This window comes from Acinetobacter sp. YH12241, assembly GCF_013417535.1.
GTDB lineage: Bacteria > Pseudomonadota > Gammaproteobacteria > Pseudomonadales > Moraxellaceae > Acinetobacter.
The window spans coordinates 82,236-105,477 of record NZ_VPDQ01000004.1 but is presented as its reverse complement, the minus strand read 5'-3'; the positions used below and the strand labels follow the sequence as shown (position 1 = coordinate 105,477).

22 protein-coding genes are annotated in these 23,242 nt (G+C 44.4%); 11 read left to right on the top strand and 11 right to left on the bottom strand.

Annotation, left to right across the window (positions count from 1 at the left end; translation table 11 throughout):
* Window positions 1-245 precede the first annotated feature (245 nt).
* Complete coding sequence (locus FTV18_RS03840; protein ID WP_004784881.1) at window positions 246-1,634, top strand: APC family permease; 1,389 nt, start codon at window positions 246-248, stop codon at window positions 1,632-1,634.
* 69 nt (window positions 1,635-1,703) lie between these two features.
* Here FTV18_RS03840 and FTV18_RS03835 read toward each other — a convergent pair whose 3' ends face one another.
* The 8 genes from FTV18_RS03835 to rplU all read right to left on the bottom strand — a co-directional run bounded on the left by FTV18_RS03835 (window position 1,704) and on the right by rplU (window position 8,057).
* Window positions 1,704-2,093, bottom strand: coding sequence for a hypothetical protein (locus FTV18_RS03835; protein ID WP_171521858.1), 390 nt, complete (start codon window positions 2,091-2,093; stop codon window positions 1,704-1,706).
* Window positions 2,094-2,276: 183 nt separating this feature from the next.
* Complete coding sequence (locus tag FTV18_RS03830) at window positions 2,277-2,753, bottom strand: tRNA (cytidine(34)-2'-O)-methyltransferase (protein ID WP_166137859.1); 477 nt, start codon at window positions 2,751-2,753, stop codon at window positions 2,277-2,279.
* Window positions 2,754-2,787: 34 nt separating this feature from the next.
* Window positions 2,788-4,161, bottom strand: a complete 1,374-nt coding sequence (gene cysG, locus FTV18_RS03825; RefSeq protein ID WP_166137861.1) for a siroheme synthase CysG — start codon at window positions 4,159-4,161, stop codon at window positions 2,788-2,790.
* A 73-nt stretch (window positions 4,162-4,234) separates the two neighbouring features.
* Window positions 4,235-5,506: a serine--tRNA ligase gene (gene serS / locus FTV18_RS03820; RefSeq protein WP_005236894.1), complete on the bottom strand. Its 1,272-nt coding sequence runs from the start codon at window positions 5,504-5,506 to the stop codon at window positions 4,235-4,237.
* Between the two features lie 100 nt (window positions 5,507-5,606).
* A complete protein-coding gene (locus tag FTV18_RS03815; RefSeq protein WP_166137863.1) occupies window positions 5,607-6,365 on the bottom strand; it encodes a DUF3298 domain-containing protein in 759 nt (252 codons plus the stop codon).
* A gap of 166 nt (window positions 6,366-6,531) precedes the next feature.
* Entirely contained in the window at window positions 6,532-7,224 is a 693-nt protein-coding gene (gene lolA / locus FTV18_RS03810) for an outer membrane lipoprotein chaperone LolA (RefSeq protein ID WP_004784895.1), read from the bottom strand.
* 247 nt (window positions 7,225-7,471) lie between these two features.
* Window positions 7,472-7,726, bottom strand: coding sequence for a 50S ribosomal protein L27 (gene rpmA / locus FTV18_RS03805; protein ID WP_004784896.1), 255 nt, complete (start codon window positions 7,724-7,726; stop codon window positions 7,472-7,474).
* 19 nt (window positions 7,727-7,745) lie between these two features.
* Complete coding sequence (gene rplU, locus FTV18_RS03800; protein WP_004784898.1) at window positions 7,746-8,057, bottom strand: 50S ribosomal protein L21; 312 nt, start codon at window positions 8,055-8,057, stop codon at window positions 7,746-7,748.
* Window positions 8,058-8,501: 444 nt separating this feature from the next.
* Here rplU and sdsA point away from each other — a divergent pair, with 444 nt between their 5' ends.
* The 9 genes from sdsA to FTV18_RS03755 all read left to right on the top strand — a co-directional run bounded on the left by sdsA (window position 8,502) and on the right by FTV18_RS03755 (window position 20,052).
* On the top strand, window positions 8,502-9,479 hold the full coding sequence (gene sdsA, locus FTV18_RS03795) for an All-trans-nonaprenyl-diphosphate synthase (protein WP_004784900.1): 978 nt from the start codon (window positions 8,502-8,504) through the stop codon (window positions 9,477-9,479).
* A gap of 15 nt (window positions 9,480-9,494) precedes the next feature.
* A complete protein-coding gene (locus FTV18_RS03790; RefSeq protein WP_159123405.1) occupies window positions 9,495-11,537 on the top strand; it encodes a site-specific recombinase in 2,043 nt (680 codons plus the stop codon).
* 159 nt (window positions 11,538-11,696) lie between these two features.
* A complete protein-coding gene (locus tag FTV18_RS03785; protein WP_159123404.1) occupies window positions 11,697-12,299 on the top strand; it encodes a phosphatase PAP2 family protein in 603 nt (200 codons plus the stop codon).
* 35 nt (window positions 12,300-12,334) lie between these two features.
* On the top strand, window positions 12,335-13,606 hold the full coding sequence (locus tag FTV18_RS03780) for an efflux RND transporter periplasmic adaptor subunit (protein WP_179992619.1): 1,272 nt from the start codon (window positions 12,335-12,337) through the stop codon (window positions 13,604-13,606).
* Between the two features lie 13 nt (window positions 13,607-13,619).
* On the top strand, window positions 13,620-16,790 hold the full coding sequence (locus tag FTV18_RS03775) for an efflux RND transporter permease subunit (protein ID WP_159123402.1): 3,171 nt from the start codon (window positions 13,620-13,622) through the stop codon (window positions 16,788-16,790).
* 5 nt (window positions 16,791-16,795) lie between these two features.
* On the top strand, window positions 16,796-18,262 hold the full coding sequence (gene adeK, locus FTV18_RS03770) for a multidrug efflux RND transporter AdeIJK outer membrane channel subunit AdeK (RefSeq protein WP_103799675.1): 1,467 nt from the start codon (window positions 16,796-16,798) through the stop codon (window positions 18,260-18,262).
* A gap of 137 nt (window positions 18,263-18,399) precedes the next feature.
* The gene (locus FTV18_RS03765) at window positions 18,400-19,197 is read left to right on the top strand and encodes an RsiV family protein (RefSeq protein WP_159123400.1); all 798 of its coding nucleotides are present in this window, start codon (window positions 18,400-18,402) and stop codon (window positions 19,195-19,197) included.
* Window positions 19,198-19,254: 57 nt separating this feature from the next.
* The gene (locus tag FTV18_RS03760; RefSeq protein WP_004784911.1) at window positions 19,255-19,611 is read left to right on the top strand and encodes a YbjQ family protein; all 357 of its coding nucleotides are present in this window, start codon (window positions 19,255-19,257) and stop codon (window positions 19,609-19,611) included.
* A 3-nt stretch (window positions 19,612-19,614) separates the two neighbouring features.
* On the top strand, window positions 19,615-20,052 hold the full coding sequence (locus tag FTV18_RS03755; protein WP_159123399.1) for a YbjQ family protein: 438 nt from the start codon (window positions 19,615-19,617) through the stop codon (window positions 20,050-20,052).
* Here the strand turns inward: FTV18_RS03755 and def are convergent, their stop codons facing one another.
* Complete coding sequence (def, locus tag FTV18_RS03750) at window positions 20,053-20,541, bottom strand: peptide deformylase (protein WP_180010582.1); 489 nt, start codon at window positions 20,539-20,541, stop codon at window positions 20,053-20,055. It lies immediately after the preceding gene.
* A gap of 317 nt (window positions 20,542-20,858) precedes the next feature.
* On the opposite strand from def, the gene FTV18_RS03745 reads away from it, so the two are divergent.
* Complete coding sequence (locus FTV18_RS03745; RefSeq protein WP_180010580.1) at window positions 20,859-22,136, top strand: MFS transporter; 1,278 nt, start codon at window positions 20,859-20,861, stop codon at window positions 22,134-22,136.
* 53 nt (window positions 22,137-22,189) lie between these two features.
* Here FTV18_RS03745 and FTV18_RS03740 read toward each other — a convergent pair whose 3' ends face one another.
* Complete coding sequence (locus FTV18_RS03740) at window positions 22,190-22,687, bottom strand: DUF2505 family protein (RefSeq protein ID WP_159123396.1); 498 nt, start codon at window positions 22,685-22,687, stop codon at window positions 22,190-22,192.
* A gap of 138 nt (window positions 22,688-22,825) precedes the next feature.
* Window positions 22,826-23,098, bottom strand: a complete 273-nt coding sequence (locus tag FTV18_RS03735; protein WP_004784921.1) for a hypothetical protein — start codon at window positions 23,096-23,098, stop codon at window positions 22,826-22,828.
* Window positions 23,099-23,242: the final 144 nt, after the last annotated feature.

The window sequence follows — 23,242 nt, the reverse complement described above, 5'->3', positions numbered from 1 at the left end:
TATAGCGAAAAATTTAAGCCTGATGTTTTTTTAGACATCGGGCTTTTATCTTGCAGGAAATCGCCGTTTTTTGCTTCGAATGGCACATTTCGTGCAGGCCTAAATTCAAAAAATAGCTAGTAAAAGCCGTAATTTTAAAGTAGATTGGCGCGCTTTTATAGAAAATTGTAGGGGGGATCGTTCGTCTCAAACGATCCTTATTAAATATGACTGATCCTTGATCAACGATTAAGAGGATAACGCCGTTGACAAATTTCTCTGGGACTCAATCGGCAGCTAAACTGCAAAAAACGCTAGGGCTCTGGCACATCATTATTATTGGTTTAGCTTACATTCAACCAATGACCTTATTTGATACTTTTGGTTTGGTATCTGAAGAAAGTCATTTGCATGTTCCTACTTCTTACATCATTGCCCTAATTGCAATTTTGTTTACATCGATCAGCTATGGTCACATGATTCGCCGCTACCCTTCTTCGGGTTCGGCCTATACCTATGCCCAAAAATCGATTCACCCGAATATTGGCTTCATGGTGGGCTGGTCTTCCTGGCTGGATTATCTGTTATCACCAATGGTGAACATCATCCTGGCAGTGATCTATCTTGAAGCACTGTTTCCTGATGTGAACCACTGGGTCTGGGTAATCGTGCTGACTGCCTTCATGACCGGGGTAAACCTGCGCGGTGCACGCTTCGTGGCAAACTTTAACAGTTTGATCGTACTGGTACAGTTACTGGTGATCGGTATCTTTACCTGGATGGTCTTTACCAAACTGCAGGCCGGTTTCAATGCTGATGGTCCGATTACAGCTGAACAGCGTTACCAGCTTTGGAGTCTTGAACCGTTCTGGAATGAACTGACTTCGGTAGGCGCCCTGATTACTGGTGCGACCTTACTGTGCTTCTCATTCACCGGTTTTGACTCTTTAAGCTCTCTGGCAGAAGAAACCAAAGATACTGAAAACACCTTGCCTAAAGCGATTTTCTTGACTGCTTTAATCGCTGGTGTGATTTTCATTATCAGCACTTATTTCATGCAGCTGTACTTCCCTTCTACACCGGGTTCTTACTTCAAGAATATTGCTGAAACTCAGCCAGAAATTCTGCTTCTTGTAGGCGGCTCACTGTTCCAGTCTTATGTTCTGACTTTTGCGATCATTACCGTAATGGCGTCTGGTATCTCTGCTCATGCAGGTGTATCTCGTCTGATGTATGTCATGGGTCGTGATGGCGTGATCAACAAGAAAATCTTTGGTCATATCAGTCCGAAAAGCTATACGCCAAACTACAACATTCTGATTGTAGGTGCAGTGGCCTTAACTGCTGGCTTCATGGATCTGGATATCGTGATTTCGATGATCAGCTTCGGTGCCTTGACTGCGTTTACATTCGTGAACCTTTCAGTAATTTCACGTTATGCACTGCGTGATGGCCGTACTAAAACTGCGAAAGATATTTTCAGCTTTGTGGTCATCCCGATGCTTGGTTTTATCAGTATCTTTGCGATGTGGTTGGAAATTGAAGAAACTGCACTGAAATACGGTTTATGGTGGGCGATGTTCGGTATTTTGTACCTCGGTTATAAAACCAAGGGCTTTAAGCACCCTGCTCCACAACATAACGAGTTTGAATAATCGATATTGTTCATACCTAAAAAGGCGCTTTATGCGCCTTTTTTTATTTTCTTGGATAATAGACTGAGCTTATTGTAGGCGACAATCAAAACCCATCTGGGTATTTACCCGGTTATTCTGAAAGCCCAGTTTTTCAATAAACAGATCACGATTGGATAATAGTTTCTGATCTTCCGGACTGAGTCGAGCCTTGTTTTTCACTGCCATTTGATACATTTCATTCACCACGCCCTGAAAAATATCGCAAACTTCCTGACGTTTGGCAGGTTTCATCTGACGTCCACGCCAAGTCCACTCGAAATCATCACGGCTAAGGGTTTTACCCCACTGCTCAATGCGGCTATTCAAGCGCTGTTGCATCGCTGCCAGCCCTTGGCGGATTTCTTCCTGAGTAATGGGCTGAACTGTATCTTGTAATGATACTAATTGCTGTGGCGCTTCTTGAGCCTGTGTCATCATGCTGGCCAGCAACAACGTACTACAGCCTGCTAGAATCCATCCTATTTTCACATCTTGTTCCTTTTTTCTACATTCTCAAGAGCTTATCTGCTAGATTACCTGAAAGAACAAATATGTACCTGCATCTGTTACATAAAATAAAAAAGCTGCCCTTAGGCAGCTTTTTAAATCGGTACGATGAACTTAAAGCGGTTTAAAATCCTGCTGACGCCATGCTTCATAGACAATCACAGCAGTCGCATTAGACAAGTTTAAGCTGCGTGAATTCTCTGCCATTGGCAGACGAATCCAATGCTCTTTCGGGAACATCATACGGACATTTTCTGGCAAGCCACGAGTTTCTGGTCCCATCAACAAGGCTACAGAACGATTTAGATCTGAGGTATGCGGGGTTTCAAAACCTTTGGTGGTCAGCGGATAAACTGCATCTACACCTACGCCCTTAGTAGCCAGATCGGCCAGACAGTCATCAATATTTTCCCAAATCTGCATATTGGCATATTCATGATAATCGAGACCGGCACGTCTTAGTTTTTTATCATCCAGTTCAAAGCCAAGTGGCTTGACCAAATGTAACTGTGCTCCCGTATTTGCGCATAGGCGAATAATATTACCTGTATTGGCAGGAATTTCAGGTTCATATAAAACAACATGGATCACAGCTTTTCTCTACTTTTGGGAGTCCAATGGCCGTTTAGGACCACTTCAATTTTTCACGTAAACGCACCACTTCACCAATAATGGTCAAGGTTGGTGCCTGAATATGGTGCTCATTCACTTTCGATGCAATATCTTGGAGCGTTCCCACCACGACTTTTTGCTCTGGTGTGGTGCCTTTTGAGACTAGGGCTACTGGCATATCTGGACGCTGACCATGCTCAATCAATTGTGCACAGATTTTTTCCAGTCCAACCAGTCCCATATACAGTACTAAGGTCTGGTTTTCATAGACCAGTTCATTCCAAGGCAGCTCTGGTGAACCTTCTTTTAAATGACCTGTCAGGAAGCGCACGCTTTGCGCATAATCACGATGAGTGAGCGGAATACCAGCATAAGCTGAACAGCCTGAAGCTGCAGTAATGCCAGGCACGACCTGAAAGGCCACGCCAGCAGCAAACAGCTCTTCAATCTCTTCACCGCCACGGCCAAAGATAAACGGATCACCGCCTTTTAGACGACAAACGCGCTTGCCTTCGCTGGCATATTTCACCAGTAAGGCATTAATTCCTTCTTGTGGCACTGCATGATTAGACCGCGCCTTACCGACATAGATCTTCTCTGCATCACGGCGACAGAGATCCATGATTGGTGCAGAGACCAAACGGTCATAGATCACCACATCGGCTTGTTGCATCAAACGTAAGGCTTTTAGCGTCAATAACTCTGGATCACCCGGTCCAGCACCGACCAGATAAACCTCACCTTTTGGCTTTTGCCATTCATTTAAAGCTTGTTCAATCAGACGGTCAGCTTCAGCCAGATTGTCATTAAATACCTGTTCTTTCAAAGGACTGGCATATAAATCTTCCCAGAAGATACGGCGTTCATCGGGATTAGTGATCTTGGCTTTAACTGCACTACGCCACTTACCAGAGAACTCAGCCAGTTTACCCATACCATGCGGAATGGTAGCTTCAAGCTGAGTACGGATCTGACGGGACAATACCGGTGAAGTACCGTTACTCGCGACTGAAATAATCAGTGGTGAGCGGTCGATAATCGCTGGTACCATGAAACGGCAATGTGGTGGATCATCAACACTGTTGACCAGCACATTTTCAGCTTCACAGTCTTCAAACACCTGACGGTTGACTCGAGCATCATTGGTCGCTGCAATCACCAGACGGTAGGAACGTAGAGGAATTTCAGAATTGAAAGGTGCCTGAACATATTGACCGGCGGTCGCTTGAACAATCTCAAGCAGACTCGCTTCGATCTCAGGGGCAACCACCGAAATGACTGCCCCTGCTTTCTGTAGCAATACCGCTTTACGGTATGCAATATGTCCACCACCGACAATCAGACAAGGTTGCTGTTGCAACTTTAACGAGATTGGAAAGATATCCACAAAATGCCTCAAAAAGTTTTAAATCTGACTGTCTAAGCAATTTTCATGCACATTTTGGTGCATACACCGACATTTAGTCGATATAAGTTGCACCACCCATATACGGACGCAGTACTTCAGGGATCTCAATTGAACCATCAGCACGTTGATAGTTTTCCATGACCGCCAGTAAAGTACGACCTACAGCCAGGCCTGAACCATTCAACGTATGCACGAATTCAGTTTTTTTCTGGTCAGCACGGTAACGCGCTTTCATACGGCGTGCCTGAAAGTCCCACATATTTGAGCAAGATGAAATTTCACGATACGTATTTTGACTTGGCACCCAGACTTCAAGGTCATAGGTTTTGCATGCACCAAAGCCCATATCACCACCACACAGAATGATTTTACGGTATGGCAGACCTAATGCCTGCAAAATACCTTCTGCATGACCAGTCAACTCTTCCAGTGCCTGCATAGAGTCTTCAGGTTTTACAATCTGCACCATCTCAACTTTGTCAAACTGGTGCTGACGGATCAAACCACGGGTATCACGGCCATAAGAGCCAGCTTCACTACGGAAACATGGGGTATGTGCTGCATATTTTAGTGGCAGACGGTCAGCATCAATGATTTCATCACGCACGAAGTTGGTTACAGGCACTTCAGCCGTAGGGATCAGGTAGAATTCTTTCTCACCTTGCAGCTTGAACAGGTCTTCTTCAAATTTTGGTAATTGACCAGTACCACGTAGAGAATCTGCATTCACCAAATAAGGAACATAGGCTTCGGTATAGCCATTTTTAGTGGTATGCGTATCCAGCATAAACTGGGTAATCGCACGTTGCAGACGCGCTAAAGGACCTTTCAGAACGCTGAAACGTGAACCGGTCAGTTTGGTCGCAGTTTCAAATTCCAGACCGCCCATCATTTCGCCCAAGTCAGTATGGTCTTTGATTTCAAAATCAAATTCGCGTGGTGTACCCCATTTCAGGACTTCCACATTGTCATTTTCATCTTTACCTTCAGGTACAGATTCATCTGGAAGGTTTGGAATAGACAGTGATTTTTCTTCCAGTTCAGCTTGCAGTTCAGCCAGAGCAGCTTCAGCAGCCTTAATTTCATCACCAATCGCAGACATGCGTGCCATAATTTCAGAGGCATCGCCACCTGCTTTTTTGATCTGACCCACTTGCTTGGCACCGGCATTACGCTCAGCTTGCAAGGATTCAGTTTTGGATTGAATCTCTTTACGTCGAGCTTCTAATGATGCCCACTCCTCAACATTCAGTTGAACACCACGTTTTGCCAAGGCTAAATTTACAGCCTCAATATTATTTCTAAGTAATTTCGGGTCGATCATAGCCAATCTTTGGATAAGAAAAAAACTGGCTATAGTGTAAGCTCTTAACGTCAAAAAATACAGTGACTGACCTACCGGCTGGAGTTTATTAGCGCAATATTTAAAGGCTTGTTTGAGGCAGAAGCGATAAATATTCAGGCCGGATGATCTCGCTTAATGCTGTATAAGGTACTTTTAATTCTGCCATGTCACTGATTGGCTTACTCAACTCACCTGCCGGATAAACCAGTACCAAGCCCTGACCGTCAAAATAATAATTGTCGCTCAATGCTAATTTCTGCTGGGTGATTTGATAGCGATCTAGCCAGTCTTTATTTGCTTGATATAGAGCCTGTTTCAGTTTTTCATCTGTATTACCGCGCACAACCTGATGAAGAGCTAGACGTTTCTTCTGTTTTATATCTAGATTGACATATTCACTATGAGATTGTGACTGGGCACGTTCAGGCTGATGAGTAGTTTTGAAGATAAAAGTAGCTAGATGAGCATGCTGATTCAGGTAACTCACCTGAATGGAACGCTGATCAATAAATTTCGGCTCATCCTTTGCTTTAATTTTATTACTGGTCACTTTGCTAAAAGCGACCGGCTCAGTACGCTGGATCCGCTCCATAAAATACTGATCAATCCAGCTGATATTGGTATCTACAGTCTGCAAATCAAAACGCACACAACCTTCGATTTCACACACGACCTGATTAGCATCTTTAACCGGAATTGTTTTGGACTGAATTTGCCCCGTGTCTTCTGATTGCGCGGATGTAGTGACTGAAGAGGTTTGAGGCTGACAGGCAAATAGCCCAAGATTCAGACATAAGATACAATCGATCCAGCCTATTTTACATGAAGTCATTTTCATCCTGAGCTCCTAAAATTTTGCAATTTCATTGACTCAACTTTTGTTTATTCTAAAACGCCCGAACTTCCAGATATACGCTAACCTTGTAATGACTCCAAATCCATCCCGATCAGGAACAAAAAAAAGCAACCCGAAGGTTGCTTTTTTATTTAGGGTGTATTGATGCTTACTGATCAATAATGTCTGTGCCCTTTGGCGGAGTAAAGTTAAACGTAGATGCCGGAATCGTGGTATTCAGTTTTACATTACTAAATTTAATATTCGTAGTCTGGCCTAAGGAATCTTGCAAAATCATCAAGCTAGGCGCTTTGTTCGCACCAAAACTAATAGTCAGGCTTTCAAACACCCCATCGGTATTTTTCGGATAAAGCGTGTAATAGGTTTTAGCTTTATTCGGCTGAGTTACGCGATAAGATTGCATAATCTGGCTGGTATTGCCGGACAATAATAATGCCGGTGTATTTGCCACTTGATCGTCTAGACTCTGACGCACTGCTTGCTGCAAGTCTGGATCATAGATCCATACGGTTTTACCTGTAGTGGCAATGGTCTGTTTAGATGGACTAGAAGTTTCCCAGTAGAATTTACCTGGACGCGCCACCTTCATCACACCTTTAAAGGTCTGGTTCATGTGCTGGGCGGTTAAGCCTTTTTTCTGGGTCGCTTTCGGATTCGTGACTTTAGTGGTTTGTTCAAAATTTGCAGTTAAGCTACGGATATTGCTGAGCTGTTTCACCAGATTCGCAGTAGCTTGCTGCTCCGTCGCTGCAGTTGCGGCAAATACAGTCGTGCTCATGACAGGTGCCAGTGTCGCCGTACCGATTGTTATGGCACATACAGTTTTACGAAGCATACTCATAATCTCACCTTTTTGTATTTGCATATTGCTATTTATCTAATGGCTCATATTAAACCAATTTCTCGAACTAAGATGATAGAAAATAAGAAGTTTTGTATTGTTATTAATGCAGAATTCCTGTTTTTATTCATCATGATGAAGATTCAATAGTGATATTTACATTCGCTGTCACAGCTTTATAAGCCGATAAATCTTCATGCATAAAAAAACCCACAGAAACTGTGGGTCTTTTTTCTATTTCAGCAAATTATGCTTCAACAGATACGTAGCGACGGCCAAATTGACCTTTCACTTCGAATTTTACTACGCCATCAGCAGTAGCAAATAATGTATGGTCACGGCCCATACCTACGTTTTGACCAGCGTGGAATTCAGTACCACGTTGACGAACGATGATGTTACCTGCAGTTACAGTTTGGCCACCGTAAACTTTAACACCTAACATCTTAGGATTCGAATCACGACCGTTCTTAGTCGAACCACCGGCTTTTTTAGTTGCCATGTCTATTTACTCCTAGTAATTAGCCTGAGATACCAGTAATTTTCAACTCAGTGAACCATTGACGGTGACCTTGTTGTTTACGGTAGTGCTTACGACGACGCATTTTGATGATGCGGATTTTGTCGTGACGACCATGGCTAACTACTTCTGCAGTTACTTTAGCGCCAGCTACAACTGGAGCACCGATTTGAATGCTATCACCGTTTACAAGCATAAGTACGTCATCAAACGTAATTGTTGAACCAGTTTCAGCTTTCAATAATTCAACTTTAAGGGTTTCACCCTCAACTACACGGTGCTGTTTACCACCGCTTTGGATTACTGCGTACATAATGTACTCCAAACATGCCCGTGTCGACGTGCCGATAAAGGAATATATCGATCTTAAAACGCGCGCCACTGGGGGTTATACAAGGGCAAAGATTTTAAGGGATATTATAAGAAACAACAAGCCATTTTAAGGAAATAATCATGAACTCCATTACAAAGCCTATAAATCATTAAATTATTCATTCAAAATCAAAGATTAATACCGGATATACTGACCAAAAAACGCTGCTCAATTCCGAGTTTTCCAGCTGCCTGAGAATGTTTAGAAAAAAACTTTAGCGGAAAGATATTGTTCATTTTTTAAATGTCAAAATTTAGGCTAAACTCAAAGAAGTGCTATAAAAAGCTGATTTTTAGTGGAGTTTGTGCTTTTCTTAGCTTTCACTCATGTTATAAATTGTTAAACTACCCGCTGCGATTTACCAAACTAGAGGTTTTCTTTCACATGGCCATCGACTTTAAGCAAGATATTCTCGCTCCTGTTGCTAACGACTTTGCTGCGATGGACACATTCATTAACGAAGGAATTACCTCAAAAGTAGCGCTGGTGATGGCGGTCAGCAAGCATGTGGTTGAAGCTGGCGGCAAGCGTATGCGCCCCATCATGTGCCTGTTGGCAGCAAAAGCCTGTGGTGCCGTAGAACTGGAACAACATCGCAAACTGGCCGCCATTATCGAAATGTTGCATACGGCAACTCTAGTTCATGATGATGTTGTGGATGAGTCAGGCTTACGCCGTGGCCGTCCAACCGCTAATGCCACCTGGAACAATCAGACAGCTGTGCTAGTGGGTGATTTCCTAATTTCGCGTGCCTTTGATTTGTTGGTCGACCTTAACAATATGACCCTGCTCAAAGACTTCTCTACGGGTACCTGCGAAATTGCCGAAGGCGAAGTTCTGCAACTGCAATCGCAACATCAGCCAGAAACCTCAGAAGAAACCTATTTGAGCATTATTCATGGCAAGACTTCTCGCCTGTTTGAACTGGCGACCGAAGGTGCCGCTATTCTTTCCGACAAGACTGAGTTCCGTGAACCGTTACGTAAATTCGCCGGTCACTTCGGTAATGCTTTCCAGATTATTGATGACATTCTGGACTATACATCTGATGCTGAAACCCTAGGTAAAAACATCGGTGATGACCTGATGGAAGGCAAACCGACCCTGCCATTGATTGCTGCCATGAAGAATACTACAGGTGAATCACATGAAATTATCCGTCGCAGTATTGCAACGGGCGGAACAGATCATTTGGCAGAAGTCATCAAGATCGTAAATGATTCTGGCGCCTTGGATTATTGCCGCCAGCGTGCAACTGAAGAAACAGAAATTGCAATTCAAGCCTTGAATGCACTACCCGATTCAGAGTATCGTCAGGCCCTCGTTAATCTAGCCAAACTGGCTCTTCACCGGATTCAATAGCCGCTTACCTCGCCTATGCATATTAATTTTCTTGATATTTTTCAAAGCATGCAGCACCAGCTTGAACAACCACAAGCGGTGCTGGATGAGAATCTGCTCATCCAACTTGTAGAACGTATACGCCCAGAAGACAGCAGAAATACAGAAGAAATCGAAACAAAATTTAATGCATTTATCCGGGCTTTACTGCTCACTCCCAATGCAGTCTTAACCTTACAAAGTTTCACTTTAAGAGTTATCAATCGTTATAAACAAGCCAGCCTGTTTTCCGATACCGGGATTCTTTCTTTGGATGGTTTCTGGAACCAGCTGAATCAGCGAATCGGAGCGCATATCCTGCCGGTGATTCCAGATCATCTGCAGCTTCAGGAATTGTTCCGCAAAATTTTCTATTTACGCACCGATAAATACTGGCTGGATTATTTTGATGAAGCGGATTGGCAGCGACTTTTTGCTGTTGTGAATCAGGGTCATTCTAATCAGGTAGAAAAAACCCGAATCAAAGATCAGATCATTAAAGCACTAACCATTCTGTCCTACCGCGTGAGTGGGATCGGTTTGCATCCTGAATTTATCAATGCCCAGCCTGAGCTCATGGAATATGAATCACCTTTTCTGGTGCAAAACCGTGAGATTATTGAATTTATCCAGGAATATAAAAAACGCTATAACACTGTAGAACTGGTGGATGCGATTACACCGCCAGATGCCTCGCAAGCCCTGGTGATGCTGGAGCAGTGTCATGATGTTGTTGCCAAAATTCGCCGCTCTACCAAACGGATTGGGGTCAGTGTCAGCCTGACCTATATGCTGGCCTTGCTGGAACAGTGTCTGGAACGGATTGAAATCCTGCTGAATATGGTGCTGGATGACGATGACCTGCGTTACCAGTCCATTGGTCTGTTTATCGCAGATATTACCGAAGCGATTTATAGCGAACGCAGTGTACGTGCCTTACTGACTACCAATAGTGAACTCCTGGCTTTGCAGGTAACTGAAAATGCCAGTAAGACTGGTGAACATTACGTAAGTACCGACAAGCAAGGCTTTCTGGCCATGTACAAATCGGCAGCCGGTGCCGGTGTCATCATTGCTTTTATGGCTTCGCTGAAAGTTTTAATGGCGCGTGTCACCATGGCACCTTTAATGCAAGCCTTTAGCTATAGCATGAACTATTCGCTCGGTTTTATGCTCATTCATGTGCTGCACTTTACCGTTGCAACCAAACAGCCGGCGATGACCGCAGCTGCACTGGCTTCTACCGTACAACAGCGTAAGGGTTCGAAAACCGCCCAGATTGCTGAACTGGCTGCACTGATCGTGAATATCATTCGGACCCAGTTTGTCGCGATTCTTGGGAACATTTCAATCGCAATCCCGGTTGCAGCACTGATTGCCCTGATGTGGGAGTTTGCCCTACATGAGCCATTAATGACGCATGCCAAAGCAGCTAAAACCTTATATGACCTGAATCCATTTACTTCTTTGGCAATTCCTCATGCAGCAGTGGCTGGAGTATGTTTGTTCCTGTCAGGCCTATTAGCCGGTTATTTCGATAATATGGCAGTGTATCGGAAGGTTGGTCCTCGTCTGAGAGCTCATGTGCGCCTGTCGCAACTGATGGGACAAGAACGTTTACATCGATTTGCCGATTATATTGAACGTAATCTGGGTGCACTGGCGGGTAATTTTATTTTTGGGGTTATGCTGGGCAGTATGGGTACCATCGGTTTCATTCTCGGTCTGCCTTTAGATATTCGTCATATTGCCTTTGCCTCTGCCAACTTTATCCAAGGACTGATCAATATCAATGGTCCAGATATTGGACTCATCATTATCTCTTTCTTGGGTGTTCTGCTGATTGGCCTGACTAACCTTTTTGTAAGTTTTAGCCTGACCATTATTGTGGCATTACGCGCACGACGGGTGCGTTTCGAACAATGGAAACCGCTCGCTAAACTGGTCATGACCCACTTTCTTACTCGCCCAAGTGAGTTTTTCTGGCCGCCGAAGCAAACCATTGAAATTGACGAAAATCATACATCCACAAAACTGTAAAATTGCGAGAATATTTGGGCATTTAGGTACAAAATCCCATAAATAAAAAATGGAATTTGCATAAAATACGCACTCTTGAAAAAAAGTGTACTGGCAAGTACACTTTAGCGCAGACAGTTAACCGGTTGAATAACGGTTAAAAGGACAAGGATTTTTGGCATGCATTACTTGTTACTTATTGTCGGAATTTTATTTTTAATTTTCAGTGTGTTATTTCTTGATATTGCAACTTTAAGCCAGTTAGATGTGCTTGCAATAGAATGGATTAGCGGCTATCGCACAGAATTTTTAAATCAAATTAATCAGTCCTTATCAGTGATAGGTGGCATGCCATTTGTATTATTTTTATCCACACTATGGTGTATTTTTCTACTGTGGTATAAAAAGTATGCAAGCGTAATTTTTATATGTATCGGAATTATCGGAGGAATTCTCCTAGGCTGGCTTTTAAAATTCAGTATTGCCCGACCTCGACCAGCAGAGTCTTTTCATCTGGTTGAAAGCTATGGAAGCTCCTTCCCGAGTGCCCATAGCGTCTATGCAGCCTGTCTCGGCTGTCTGGCAATATTCATATATCGGCAACATCCCCGACATACCATCATCTGGATGGGTGCAGGTGCATGGATGCTGATTATGGGTATTTCAAGAGTTTATCTAGGTGTACATTTTCCTTCAGATGTCATATCCGGCTGGAGTATAAGTTTTATTTGGATTTCGTTGTGGTATATGGTCTGGATCAGATATTGCACGGCTCACAAATAAAAAAATTTAGATAAGAATCCAATTGAGGTGGAACAATGATGTCTGCAAAGCTTTGGGCACCCGCCCTGACTGCTTGCGCATTAGCAACAAGTCTTGCACTTGTTGGTTGTAGCAAAGATCCTAAAGAGGGCCAGCAAGCTGGTGCTCAGCAGCAAATGCCACCGACTGAAGTCGGTATTCTTGTTGCACAGCCACAAAGTGTCGAGCAGTCTGTAGAGCTCTCAGGTCGTACAACAGCATTTGAGATTTCTGAAGTACGTCCACAGGCTAGTGGTGTGGTGCTTAAACGCTTATTCACTGAAGGTAGCTATGTCCGTGAAGGTCAGGCACTGTATGAAATCGATTCAAGCACTAACCGTACTACTGTCGATAATGCTCGTGCTGCGATTGCCCGTGCTGAAGCGAATCTAGGTGTATTGCGTGTTAAAGAAGGCCGTTACCGTCAACTGGTCGGTACCAATGCCATTTCTAAACAGGAATACGATGACATTGCAGCACAGGTCAAACTGGCTGAAGCTGATTTGAATGCAAACCGTGCAACTTTACGTAATGCTGAAATCAACCTGGGCTATTCAACCGTACGTGCCCCGATTTCTGGTCAAACTAACCGTTCTTCGATTACGGCGGGTGCGTTAGTGACTGCAAATCAGACAGAACCACTGGTTACGATTCAGCGTCTAGATCCAATCTATGTAGATATCAACCAATCCAGTGCTGAACTGCTGCGCCTGCGTCAACAGCTAAGCAAAGGCAACCTCAACAGCTCAAACAACACCAAAGTGAAGTTAAAGCTTGAAGATGGCAGCATCTACCCTGTCGAAGGCCGTCTTGCATTCTCGGATGCCAGCGTGAACCCTGAAACAGGTACTGTGACTTTACGTGCAGTATTCCCGAACAAGAACCATTTACTTCTGCCAGGTATGTTTGCCACAGCGCAAATCGTACAGGGTGAAATTCCAAATGCCTTCATGATTCCACAAGCGGCGTTAACCCGTACGCCTACTGGTCAAGCCATGGCGATGCTGGTGGGTGCTGATAATAAAGTGACTCCACGTCCAGTAACGACAGTCGGGACTCAAGGCAGCAACTGGATCGTAACCGAAGGTCTTAATCCGGGTGATAAAGTGATTGTTGACGGTATTGCTAAGGTAAAACCTGAACAGCAAGTGGTGCCTAAACCTTATCAACCTCAAGCGGCTGCCCCACAAGGTGCTGCTCAACCAGCTGCACAGCAACCTGCAGCAGATGCAAAAAAGGCAGATGATGCAAAGAAACAACCTGAACAAAAACCTGCTGCAAATGCATAAGGAGTAATGGTTCATGGCTCAATTCTTTATCCATCGCCCGATTTTTGCATGGGTGATTGCATTGGTAATTATGCTGGCGGGTATTTTGACCATCAGCAAAATGCCAATTGCTCAATATCCGACGATCGCGCCACCGACAGTCACCATTTCTGCGACTTATCCGGGTGCATCTGCAGCGACTGTAGAAAATACAGTAACGCAGATCATCGAGCAGCAGATGAACGGTCTGGATGGCTTGCGTTATATTTCTTCGAACAGTGCCGGTAACGGTCAGGCATCCATCGCCTTAAACTTTGAACAGGGTGTCGATCCTGATATCGCACAGGTACAGGTACAAAACAAGTTACAGTCAGCGACTGCACTTTTGCCTGATGATGTACAACGTCAGGGTGTACGTGTTACCAAATCTGGTGCCAGCTTCCTTCAGGTATTAGCTTTCTATTCGCCTGATGGCAGCCTGACTGCAGATGACATTAAAGACTATGTGAACTCAAATATTTCTGAACCTTTAAGCCGTGTGGCCGGGGTTGGTGAAGTTCAGGTCTTTGGTGGTTCTTATGCAATGCGTATCTGGCTGGATCCAGCCAAAATGGCTAGTCTGCAAGTGACTCCAAGTGATGTGGCTCAGGCAATCCGTACCCAGAACGCTCAGGTGGCTGTCGGTCAATTAGGTGGTGCGCCACAGATTGAAGGTCAGGTGCTGAATGCGACGGTGAATGCGCAAAGTCTGCTGCAAACACCTGAACAGTTCGAAAACATCTTCTTGAAAAATACCACTTCAGGTGCTCAAGTCCGTCTGGGCGATGTCGCACGTGTAGAACTGGGTGCAGACAACTACCAGTTTGATTCTAAATTTAACGGTAAACCAGCTGGCGGTGTTGCGATTAAACTTGCAACTGGTGCCAATGCGCTGGATACCGCTGAAGCAGTTGAAGAGCGTTTAAAACAGTTACGTCCGAACTATCCTCAAGGGATGGTAGATACACTGGCATTTGATACCACACCATTCATTCAGTTATCGATTGAATCGGTGGTTCATACTCTCATTGAAGCGGTCATTCTGGTCTTCATCGTAATGTTCCTGTTCTTGCAGAACTGGCGTGCAACGATTATTCCAACCATGGCCGTTCCAGTGGTTGTATTAGGTACTTTTGCAATCATTAATATCTTCGGCTTCTCGATCAATACCTTGACCATGTTTGCGATGGTTCTTGCAATTGGTCTGTTAGTCGATGATGCGATCGTTGTGGTTGAAAACGTTGAACGTGTCATGGCTGAAGAGCATCTTGATCCTGTGAGCGCGACTGCAAAGTCGATGAAACAGATCTCTGGTGCGCTGATCGGTATTACCTCTGTACTGTCTGCAGTATTCGTACCAATGGCATTCTTTGGTGGTTCTACAGGGGTTATCTATCGCCAGTTCTCAATCACGCTGGTCACAGCAATGGTTCTGTCTCTGGTGGTGGCCTTAACCTTTACCCCTGCCCTGTGTGCGACCATTCTGAAACAGCATGATCCGAACAAGCCGCAAAGCAACAACCCGGCTGCGCGTTTCTTCCGCTGGTTTAACCATAGCTTTGACCGTGTTTCTGTGAAATATCAGGGCGGTGTCAATCGTATGACCCACCACAAGATTTTCTCCGGTATCATCTATGCGGTGGTGATCGGGATTATTGTGCTGATCTTCCAGAAACTTCCTTCTTCATTCTTACCTGATGAAGACCAAGGTGTCGTGATGACGCTGGTACAGTTGCCACCAAATGCAACCCTAGAACGTACCGATAAGGTCATCAATACCATGACCGGTTACTTCCTGGAAAATGAAAAAGATCATGTCCAATCTGTCTTCAGTGTGGCTGGTTTCTCATTCACAGGTGTAGGTCAAAACGCTGGTCTGGCATTTATTAAACTAAAAGACTGGTCTGAACGTACCACACCAGAATCACAGGTCGGTGCAATTATCCAACGTGGTATGGCACTGAACATGATTGTGAAAGATGCGTCTTACATCATGCCGTTACAATTGCCAGCGATGCCTGAACTGGGTGTGTCTGCCGGCTTTAACATGCAGTTAAAAGCAGCAAGTGGTCAAAGCCATGAGCAACTTTTAGCAGCGCGTAATACTGTTCTGGGTCTGGCTGCACAAGACAAACGTCTTGCAGGTGTCCGTCCAAATGGTCAGGAAGATAACCCGCAGTACCGTGTGATTGTCGATCATGCACAAGCCGGTGCTTTAGGTGTCAGCATTTCTGAAATTAACAGCACCATGAGCATGGCGTGGGGTGGTTCGTACATTAACGACTTCCTTGACCGTGGTCGTGTGAAAAAAGTGTACGTTCAGGGTGAAGCCAGCTCTCGTATGATGCCGGAAGACCTGAACCAGTGGTATGTTCGTAACAACCGTGGCGAAATGGTTCCGTTCTCGGCATTCGCAACCGGCGAATGGACCTATGGTTCGCCTCGTCTGGAACGCTATAACGGCGTATCTGCGATGAACATTCAGGGTACACCAGCACCGGGTGTGAGCTCAGGTGATGCAATGCGCGCAATGGAAGAAATCATTGCCAAGCTTCCTGAAATGGGCATGCAAGGTTTCGACTATGAATGGACTGGTCTGTCTCTGGAAGAACGTGAGTCTGGCGCACAAGCACCATTCTTGTACGCGCTTTCACTGTTGATCGTGTTCCTATGTCTGGCTGCATTGTATGAAAGCTGGTCAATTCCATTCTCGGTTCTTCTGGTTGTACCACTAGGTATCGTGGGTGCATTACTATTGACCTTTGGCGGTATGATTCTGTTTAAAGACCCGAACCTGTCGAATAACATCTACTTCCAGGTAGCGATTATCGCCGTAATTGGTCTTTCTGCGAAAAACGCAATCTTGATTGTGGAGTTCGCCAAAGAGCTGCAGGAACAGGGCGAAGAGTTGTTTGATGCGACCCTGCATGCGGCAAAAATGCGTTTACGTCCAATTATCATGACCACCCTTGCCTTCGGTTTTGGTGTACTTCCACTAGCACTTGCTTCAGGTGCCGGTGCGGGTAGCCAGCACTCTGTCGGTTACGGTGTCCTCGGTGGTGTAATCAGTTCGACGCTTTTAGGTATCTTCTTTATTCCTGTATTCTACGTGTGGATTCGAAGTATCTTTAAATACAAACCAAAACAACAAAATCAGGAGTACTAGTCGTAATGCAAAATATATGGTCTATTACAGGTCGTAGCATTGCGGTATCTGCCCTCGCGCTTGCTTTGACTGCATGTCAAAGCATGCGTGGCCCAGAGCCCGTTGCAGAGGCAAATATCCCAAGCAGTTATACCAATGCTTCAGGTACTTCTGTAGCAGAACAGGGTTATAAAGAATTCTTTGCTGACCAGCGCCTGTTACAGGTACTGGACTTGGCATTGACCAATAACCGTGATTTGCGTACTGCCGCATTAAACATTCAGCGTGCCCAACAGGCTTATCAGATTTCTGAAAATGACCGCCTGCCAACCATTGGTGCGAGCGGCAGCGTGTTACGTCAGGATACTGGCAGTAACAACCCGCAAAGCCGTGGCGCTGTAACGACTTATAATGTCGGTCTAGGCGTAACTGCATTTGAGCTGGATTTCTGGGGTCGTGTGCGTAGCTTGCGTGACAATGCACTGGATACTTATCTGGCGACTCAAAGTGCGCGTGATGCGACTCAGATTTCTCTGATCGGTCAGGTGGCCCAAGCATGGCTGAGTTACTCATTTGCCAATGCCAATCTGGCGCTGGCTGAGCAAACGCTGAAAGCCCAGCTTGAATCTTACAACCTGAACAAGAAACGTTTTGATGTGGGGATCGATAGCGAACTTCCAGTACGTCAGGCACAGATTTCTGTTGAAACTGCACGTAATGATGTTGCCAACTATCGCACCCAGGTGGCTCAGGCACAAAACTTGTTAAATCTGCTTGTAGGTCAACCCGTACCGGCCAACCTGTTACCGGCACAACGTGTTACCCGCATTACCTCTAATGCGGCCCTAGGTGCAGGCTTACCAAGTGACCTGCTGATTAACCGTCCGGATGTACGTGCAGCTGAATACCGTCTGTCTGCGGCAGGTGCCAATATTGGGGCTGCCCGTGCACGTCTGTACCCAACCATCAGTCTGACGGGTTCTGCAGGTTTTGCATCTGCGGATCTGGGTGATCTGTTCAAATCTGGCAGTTTTGCGTGGTCTATAGGCCCAAGTCTGGATATTCCAATTTTCGATTGGGGTACACGTCAGGCCAATATTCGTATTTCTGAAACAGATCAGCAAATTGCGCTGTCAGATTATGAAAAATCCATTCAGACTGCATTCCGTGAAGTGAATGATGCCCTGGCGGTACGTCAGAATATTGGTGACCGTATTGCTGCTCAACGCCGTCTGGTTGATGCGACTAACACGACTTACCGCCTGTCTCTAGCACGTTTCCGTGCCGGTATTGACAGCTATCTGACTGTACTGGATGCACAACGTGCTTCATATGCAGCGGAACAAGGTTTGTTATTACTTGAACAGGCGAATCTGAACAGCCAGGTTGAGCTGTACAAGAGTCTTGGTGGTGGTTTGAAAGTTAACACTTCAGACACCGTACCGTATCGCCCGTCTGTGACCGAACAGCGTCGTGCCGAACAGGCAAAATAAGCTTAATCTCTTTTTCAGAAAAGCTCACTTCGGTGGGCTTTTTTTATACGTTGGTCCAATAGCCGATATATTTTATTGAATCAAGAAATCTGTATACTCAATTGGATGAGACTTAACACTTTATAAAATGTAAATCGATGAAAAAAATATTGTTATCTGCCTTGGTAAGTTCAATTTTCTTAACCGCATGCCAACAAAAAAATACAGTAGATTCAAAACCTGAACCAACAGCGGAAACCGTCGCTGAAAAAGAAAGCTTACCGTTGATTAAGGCTAAAACTGAACGTGTACAGCTCAGTAAAAATGAAGTATGCCATCCAGCCAGTGAGGATGAGTTTGCCAGTTGCACTAAATATCATCTGCAAACAGTGAAAACGAATGTAAATTGGTTAAACCAATATTTTTTGGAGCGTTTACAAAAAGACCATGCTGAAGCTTTCGACAAATCACCTGCTGTAGAGGTCACTCTTGATCCTGAAATGCCATCAACCAACTACAGTACCACTGCTGTACGTTATATCGGTCAGCATTACAATATCGCAAACTTTACATACTTTTCCGAATATTACCCAGCAGGCGCTGCACATGGTATGCATCATAGTGACTACGTTATTTTTGATCTCAATACCAAGCAGCGTTTAAGCCTGAATGATATTTTGGCACCTGCAAGCAAAGAAAAACTCAAAACTGAACTTTACGAACATAATCGTGAGTGGCTTGAACAACATCATATTGAGCAAAATGCATTTGAAGTAAGTGATAATTTCTATTTCAATGCCAATGGAATTGTATTTGTCTATCCATTGTATGAATTGGCTTCTTATGCAGAAGGTATTACTGAACTTGAACTTCCCTATTGGTCAGCTCAAGGGGTGATCCAAACAAAGTATTTACCCCAGCTGCCTGAGTCATCTGAAGAAATTTATAATGACTAAACTATCTATTTTAAGTGTAATAATAATCAAAGTATTTTTTCTAATTTAGGGATATGAATGTTACTAAGCAATCTGGAATCTGTACCGGGACATACCATTCGCCAGCAAATCGATGTGGTCTATGGCAGTACTGTGCGCAGTAAGCATGTTGGACGTGATTTGCTGGCCGGCCTGAAAAATATTGTCGGCGGCGAGTTGACCGCTTATACCGAATTACTGGAAGAATCCCGTCAGGAAGCCATGAACCGGATGATTGAAAAAGCTCGCAGTATGGGTGCCAATGCGATTGTGGGTATTCGTTTTTCTACCTCAAATATTGCCCAAGGTGCTTCTGAACTGTTTGTTTATGGCACAGCAGTCATCGCTGATCCAGTCATGCCTAAACTGCCTGATCCATTTCCACAGGCGAACTAATGCATGGACGGATTGATTATACAGATTGTCATTTTTGCCATTCTGTTCAGCGTGGGTTTCGGTTTTGGTCGCTATAACGAGCGCAAGCATCTGCAATATCTGGATGAGCAGGAACAGCGTTTAGCTTATATCCGGGTCAATAATAGCCGTTTTAACGAATCTACATTCCCCGGTCATATGATCAGCAGCAATGTGGTCATTTCACATGATTACTTTAAATATGCGATTGCTAATGTGCAAAACATGTTAGGTGGTCGTTTGACCAGTTATGAGAGTGTCGTTGAACGGGCACGACGTGAAGCTATAGTACGGTTAAAACTGGAAGCAGAAAAAATGGGCGCTGACCAGATTATGGGAATCCGCCTCAGTACGACTGAACTTGGCATGCAAGGCGGTATGGTTGAAGTCTTTGCTTATGGCACTGCAATTCAGACCAAGTAATTATGCTTCTGCAAGCTTCTCTACAAATAGAATTCCATTCAGGTGGTCAATTTCGTGCTGTACAATTCGTGCCGGAAAGCCTTTGAACACTTGAACCATTTCATTTCCCTCTAACGTAAAATAACGTACCTGAATCTCTTCTGCTCGAACTACCCTCCCTCTTTGCTCGGGCACACTTAAACAGCCTTCCTCACCCAATACTTGTGTAGCTGAAGTACTGATAATCTCCGGATTGATCATGGTCACAGCTTCCATATACGGCGCGTCTGGATAACGTAAATTGGGCCGTGATGCGACAATAATAATGCGTTTAGAGACATAAACCTGCGGTGCTGCAATGCCCACGCCCTGACGTTGTTGCATGGTCTCCATCAAGGCGCTGTTAAATTGCCGCAACCAGTCACTGTCAAATTCAGCCTGTGTGACCGGACTGGCAATTAGGGTTAAAATGGCCTCACCTTGCTGTGCCACCGCCAAGGTATTTGTCATCGCGCTATCCTGTATTTTTTTCATTTAACTCTATCTTAGAGGGAAAATTACAGAATGAACATCATACTAAAATGAATAAATACGTCTAAAAAAGATAAGCTGTGTTTTAAGTAGTATGTCGAAATCCAGCTTATGGTTGCCTTAAAAACTTCACTTAACAGGAAAATAATTAATCAAAATATTCCAAATAATTTCGTTCGTTCAAATTTTAATAACTTTTAGTTTAGATTAAACAAAGAAAGATTGATTATTCAAGAAAATAACCCTTCTTTAAAATCAGCATTCAAGTCATGGATATTAAATAATGGAACGACCACATGAATGCACAACCCTATCTGAGCCGTGCTGATAAACGCACCCTCGGACTATCGTCCCTAGGTGGCGCACTGGAATTCTATGATTTTGTCATTTATGTGTTCTACGCCAAACTAATTTCCGAACTGTTCTTTCCAAGTACCCTGAGTCCATTTTGGGCCATGCTGAATACCTATGGCATCTTTGCTGCAGGCTATTTCTTCCGCCCACTCGGTGGTGTGGTGATGGCACATTTTGGGGATCTGATCGGTCGTAAACGTCTATTCAGTCTATCCATCTTGCTGATGGCGCTACCGACCCTCATGATCGGGATCATGCCAACCTTTGAAAGTATTGGTTATGCTGCACCATTACTGCTGCTATTGATGCGTGTTATTCAAGGTATTGCGATTGGCGGTGAAATTCCGGCTGCCTGGACCTTTGTGTCAGAGCATGTGCCAGAACGCCGAATTGGGATTGCCAATGGTTTGCTGACTGCCGGCCTATCGCTCGGGATTCTACTTGGTGCCCTAATGTCGTTATTTATTTCACTTCAGTTCACTGAAGCGGAAATCAAAGACTGGGCTTGGCGCGTTCCATTCATTCTGGGTGGGATTTTCGGTTTTATTGCCCTTTACCTGCGCAGTTATTTGAAAGAAACTCCAGTTTTTAAAGCCATGCAAGCTCGAAAAGAGCTTTCTAAAGAATTACCGGTCAAGCAAGTGCTGTTAAGCCACAAAACTGCTGTAGGCATCGGGATGTTATTTACCTGGTTCCTGACCGGCTGTGTGGTGGTCTTGATTCTGGCGATGCCGAATCTGCTGGGGGCTAGTTTTGGCTTCGAACGTGCTGATGCATTCAAAATGCAAAGTGCTGCGATCCTGATGCAAATGCTCGGTTGCATTATTGCGGGTGTACTGGCTGACCGTTTCGGTGCAGGCAAGGTCATTTTACTTGGCTCTATTTTTGTCGCGGCAATGGCCGGGATTTTTTATCACAGTCTGGGTCATGTTGAAGCGTCAACGGTGTTCATGCTTTACATGTTGCTCGGTCTAAGCTCAGGAACCGTGGGCATGGTGTCCTATAGCATGGTGAAAATGTTCCCGGCACAAATCCGTTTCAGCGGAATTTCATTTTCCTATAATCTGGCCTATGCGATTGCAGGTGGAATCACCTTGCCACTGGTGCAATGGTTGAGCCTGTATAGTAATATTGGTGCCCTGTACTATATCTGGACTGTGTGTCTAGTGACCCTATTCACTGCCCTGCTTTACCGCAGCAAATTTGAAAAAACAGCCTAAAATAAAAAAGAGCCTGACTCAAAGGCTCTTTTTCTAATCGTAAAAATACGAGCTTAAGCTGTCAGATTCTTGCGTAGCTCATCTTCCACGATGCTGATCTCGATTTCACTGAACTTACGGATTTCACCTTCGGCATGTTTTTCTAGCATGCCACCGACCAAAGGCACTTTCACATTCACCGTCCAGTTTAACTGGAACTGGATCTGCTGTTCATCACCTGTAACGGCACGCTGACATTTGGCTTCAATTGGCAGATTGGCACCTAGTTCCACAACAGAAGTCATTTCTTCTAAATTGCTGACATCGGTACGTTGCAAGCGAAATGCATCTTTTAGCAGTTTTTTGGCAATATCTGGGATTTTGACATCCAGATTGTAGGCACGTTTCAGGGTATACAGGTGTCCCTGCTTTTCTGAAACCAGAATTTCCATATTTTGAGCAGGGATCCGATGACAAACCGCTTCATGCAAACTGATGTCATTTGCCAGACGTTTAAATTCATCAATCGAAACACCGCGAATAATTGCATTTACGGTAAACTGGTGGGCCATATCTATTTTCCTTATTTTTATTAGGGGTTATGGACTCAAATTAAGTCAAATGAATCATCTGACAGAGAAGATAAGCTATTTAAGTCAATTTTACATCGGCTGTCATTATTTTTTTATTGAGAAAAATTGGCATTGAGGTCAATGTTTCCAGGCAATTTTTGCAGATATACAGGGTCCACAGCTGAGTAAAAGCTGAACTTCACGATACTCAATGACCGCATGAAATTCTTCTGCCCCATCATCTAGGCCGGAAGCATACCAGACCGTACCCGCAGGAAATTTCTTTAACCAGCTGGCCTTATAAAAATCAGAAACGGAATCAAACTGTAAATAGTGTTCCGGTTCTGCTTCAACCTGAGTCGCTAAAGCCATAAATTTCTGTAATTGTGCCTGATGAAAATCAATCAGCATGAGGCAGCCCTTCCTTTTGTATGAGGCGATTACATGCCATATAGGTAAGCATAGATGTCATTTACGACTCGTGAGTTTTGACATCATGGCTTAGATCAGATTAAAAATAATATAGATTCACCTCCCCTGATTCAATCCACGTAT

Coding starts and splice junctions, on each gene's coding strand:
- FTV18_RS03835 (WP_171521858.1), bottom strand. CDS start 2,093: ATGATGACACAGGCTCAAGAAGCGCCACAGCAATTAGTATCATTACAA.
- serS (WP_005236894.1), bottom strand. CDS start 5,506: ATGATCGACCCGAAATTACTTAGAAATAATATTGAGGCTGTAAATTTA.
- FTV18_RS03815 (WP_166137863.1), bottom strand. CDS start 6,365: ATGAAAATGACTTCATGTAAAATAGGCTGGATCGATTGTATCTTATGT.
- lolA (WP_004784895.1), bottom strand. CDS start 7,224: ATGAGTATGCTTCGTAAAACTGTATGTGCCATAACAATCGGTACGGCG.
- rpmA (WP_004784896.1), bottom strand. CDS start 7,726: ATGGCAACTAAAAAAGCCGGTGGTTCGACTAAGAACGGTCGTGATTCG.
- rplU (WP_004784898.1), bottom strand. CDS start 8,057: ATGTACGCAGTAATCCAAAGCGGTGGTAAACAGCACCGTGTAGTTGAG.
- sdsA (WP_004784900.1), top strand. CDS start 8,502: ATGGCCATCGACTTTAAGCAAGATATTCTCGCTCCTGTTGCTAACGAC.
- FTV18_RS03790 (WP_159123405.1), top strand. CDS start 9,495: ATGCATATTAATTTTCTTGATATTTTTCAAAGCATGCAGCACCAGCTT.
- FTV18_RS03785 (WP_159123404.1), top strand. CDS start 11,697: ATGCATTACTTGTTACTTATTGTCGGAATTTTATTTTTAATTTTCAGT.
- FTV18_RS03780 (WP_179992619.1), top strand. CDS start 12,335: ATGATGTCTGCAAAGCTTTGGGCACCCGCCCTGACTGCTTGCGCATTA.
- FTV18_RS03775 (WP_159123402.1), top strand. CDS start 13,620: ATGGCTCAATTCTTTATCCATCGCCCGATTTTTGCATGGGTGATTGCA.
- adeK (WP_103799675.1), top strand. CDS start 16,796: ATGCAAAATATATGGTCTATTACAGGTCGTAGCATTGCGGTATCTGCC.
- FTV18_RS03765 (WP_159123400.1), top strand. CDS start 18,400: ATGAAAAAAATATTGTTATCTGCCTTGGTAAGTTCAATTTTCTTAACC.
- FTV18_RS03760 (WP_004784911.1), top strand. CDS start 19,255: ATGTTACTAAGCAATCTGGAATCTGTACCGGGACATACCATTCGCCAG.
- FTV18_RS03755 (WP_159123399.1), top strand. CDS start 19,615: ATGGACGGATTGATTATACAGATTGTCATTTTTGCCATTCTGTTCAGC.
- def (WP_180010582.1), bottom strand. CDS start 20,541: ATGACAAATACCTTGGCGGTGGCACAGCAAGGTGAGGCCATTTTAACC.
- FTV18_RS03745 (WP_180010580.1), top strand. CDS start 20,859: ATGAATGCACAACCCTATCTGAGCCGTGCTGATAAACGCACCCTCGGA.
- FTV18_RS03740 (WP_159123396.1), bottom strand. CDS start 22,687: ATGGCCCACCAGTTTACCGTAAATGCAATTATTCGCGGTGTTTCGATT.
- FTV18_RS03735 (WP_004784921.1), bottom strand. CDS start 23,098: ATGCTGATTGATTTTCATCAGGCACAATTACAGAAATTTATGGCTTTA.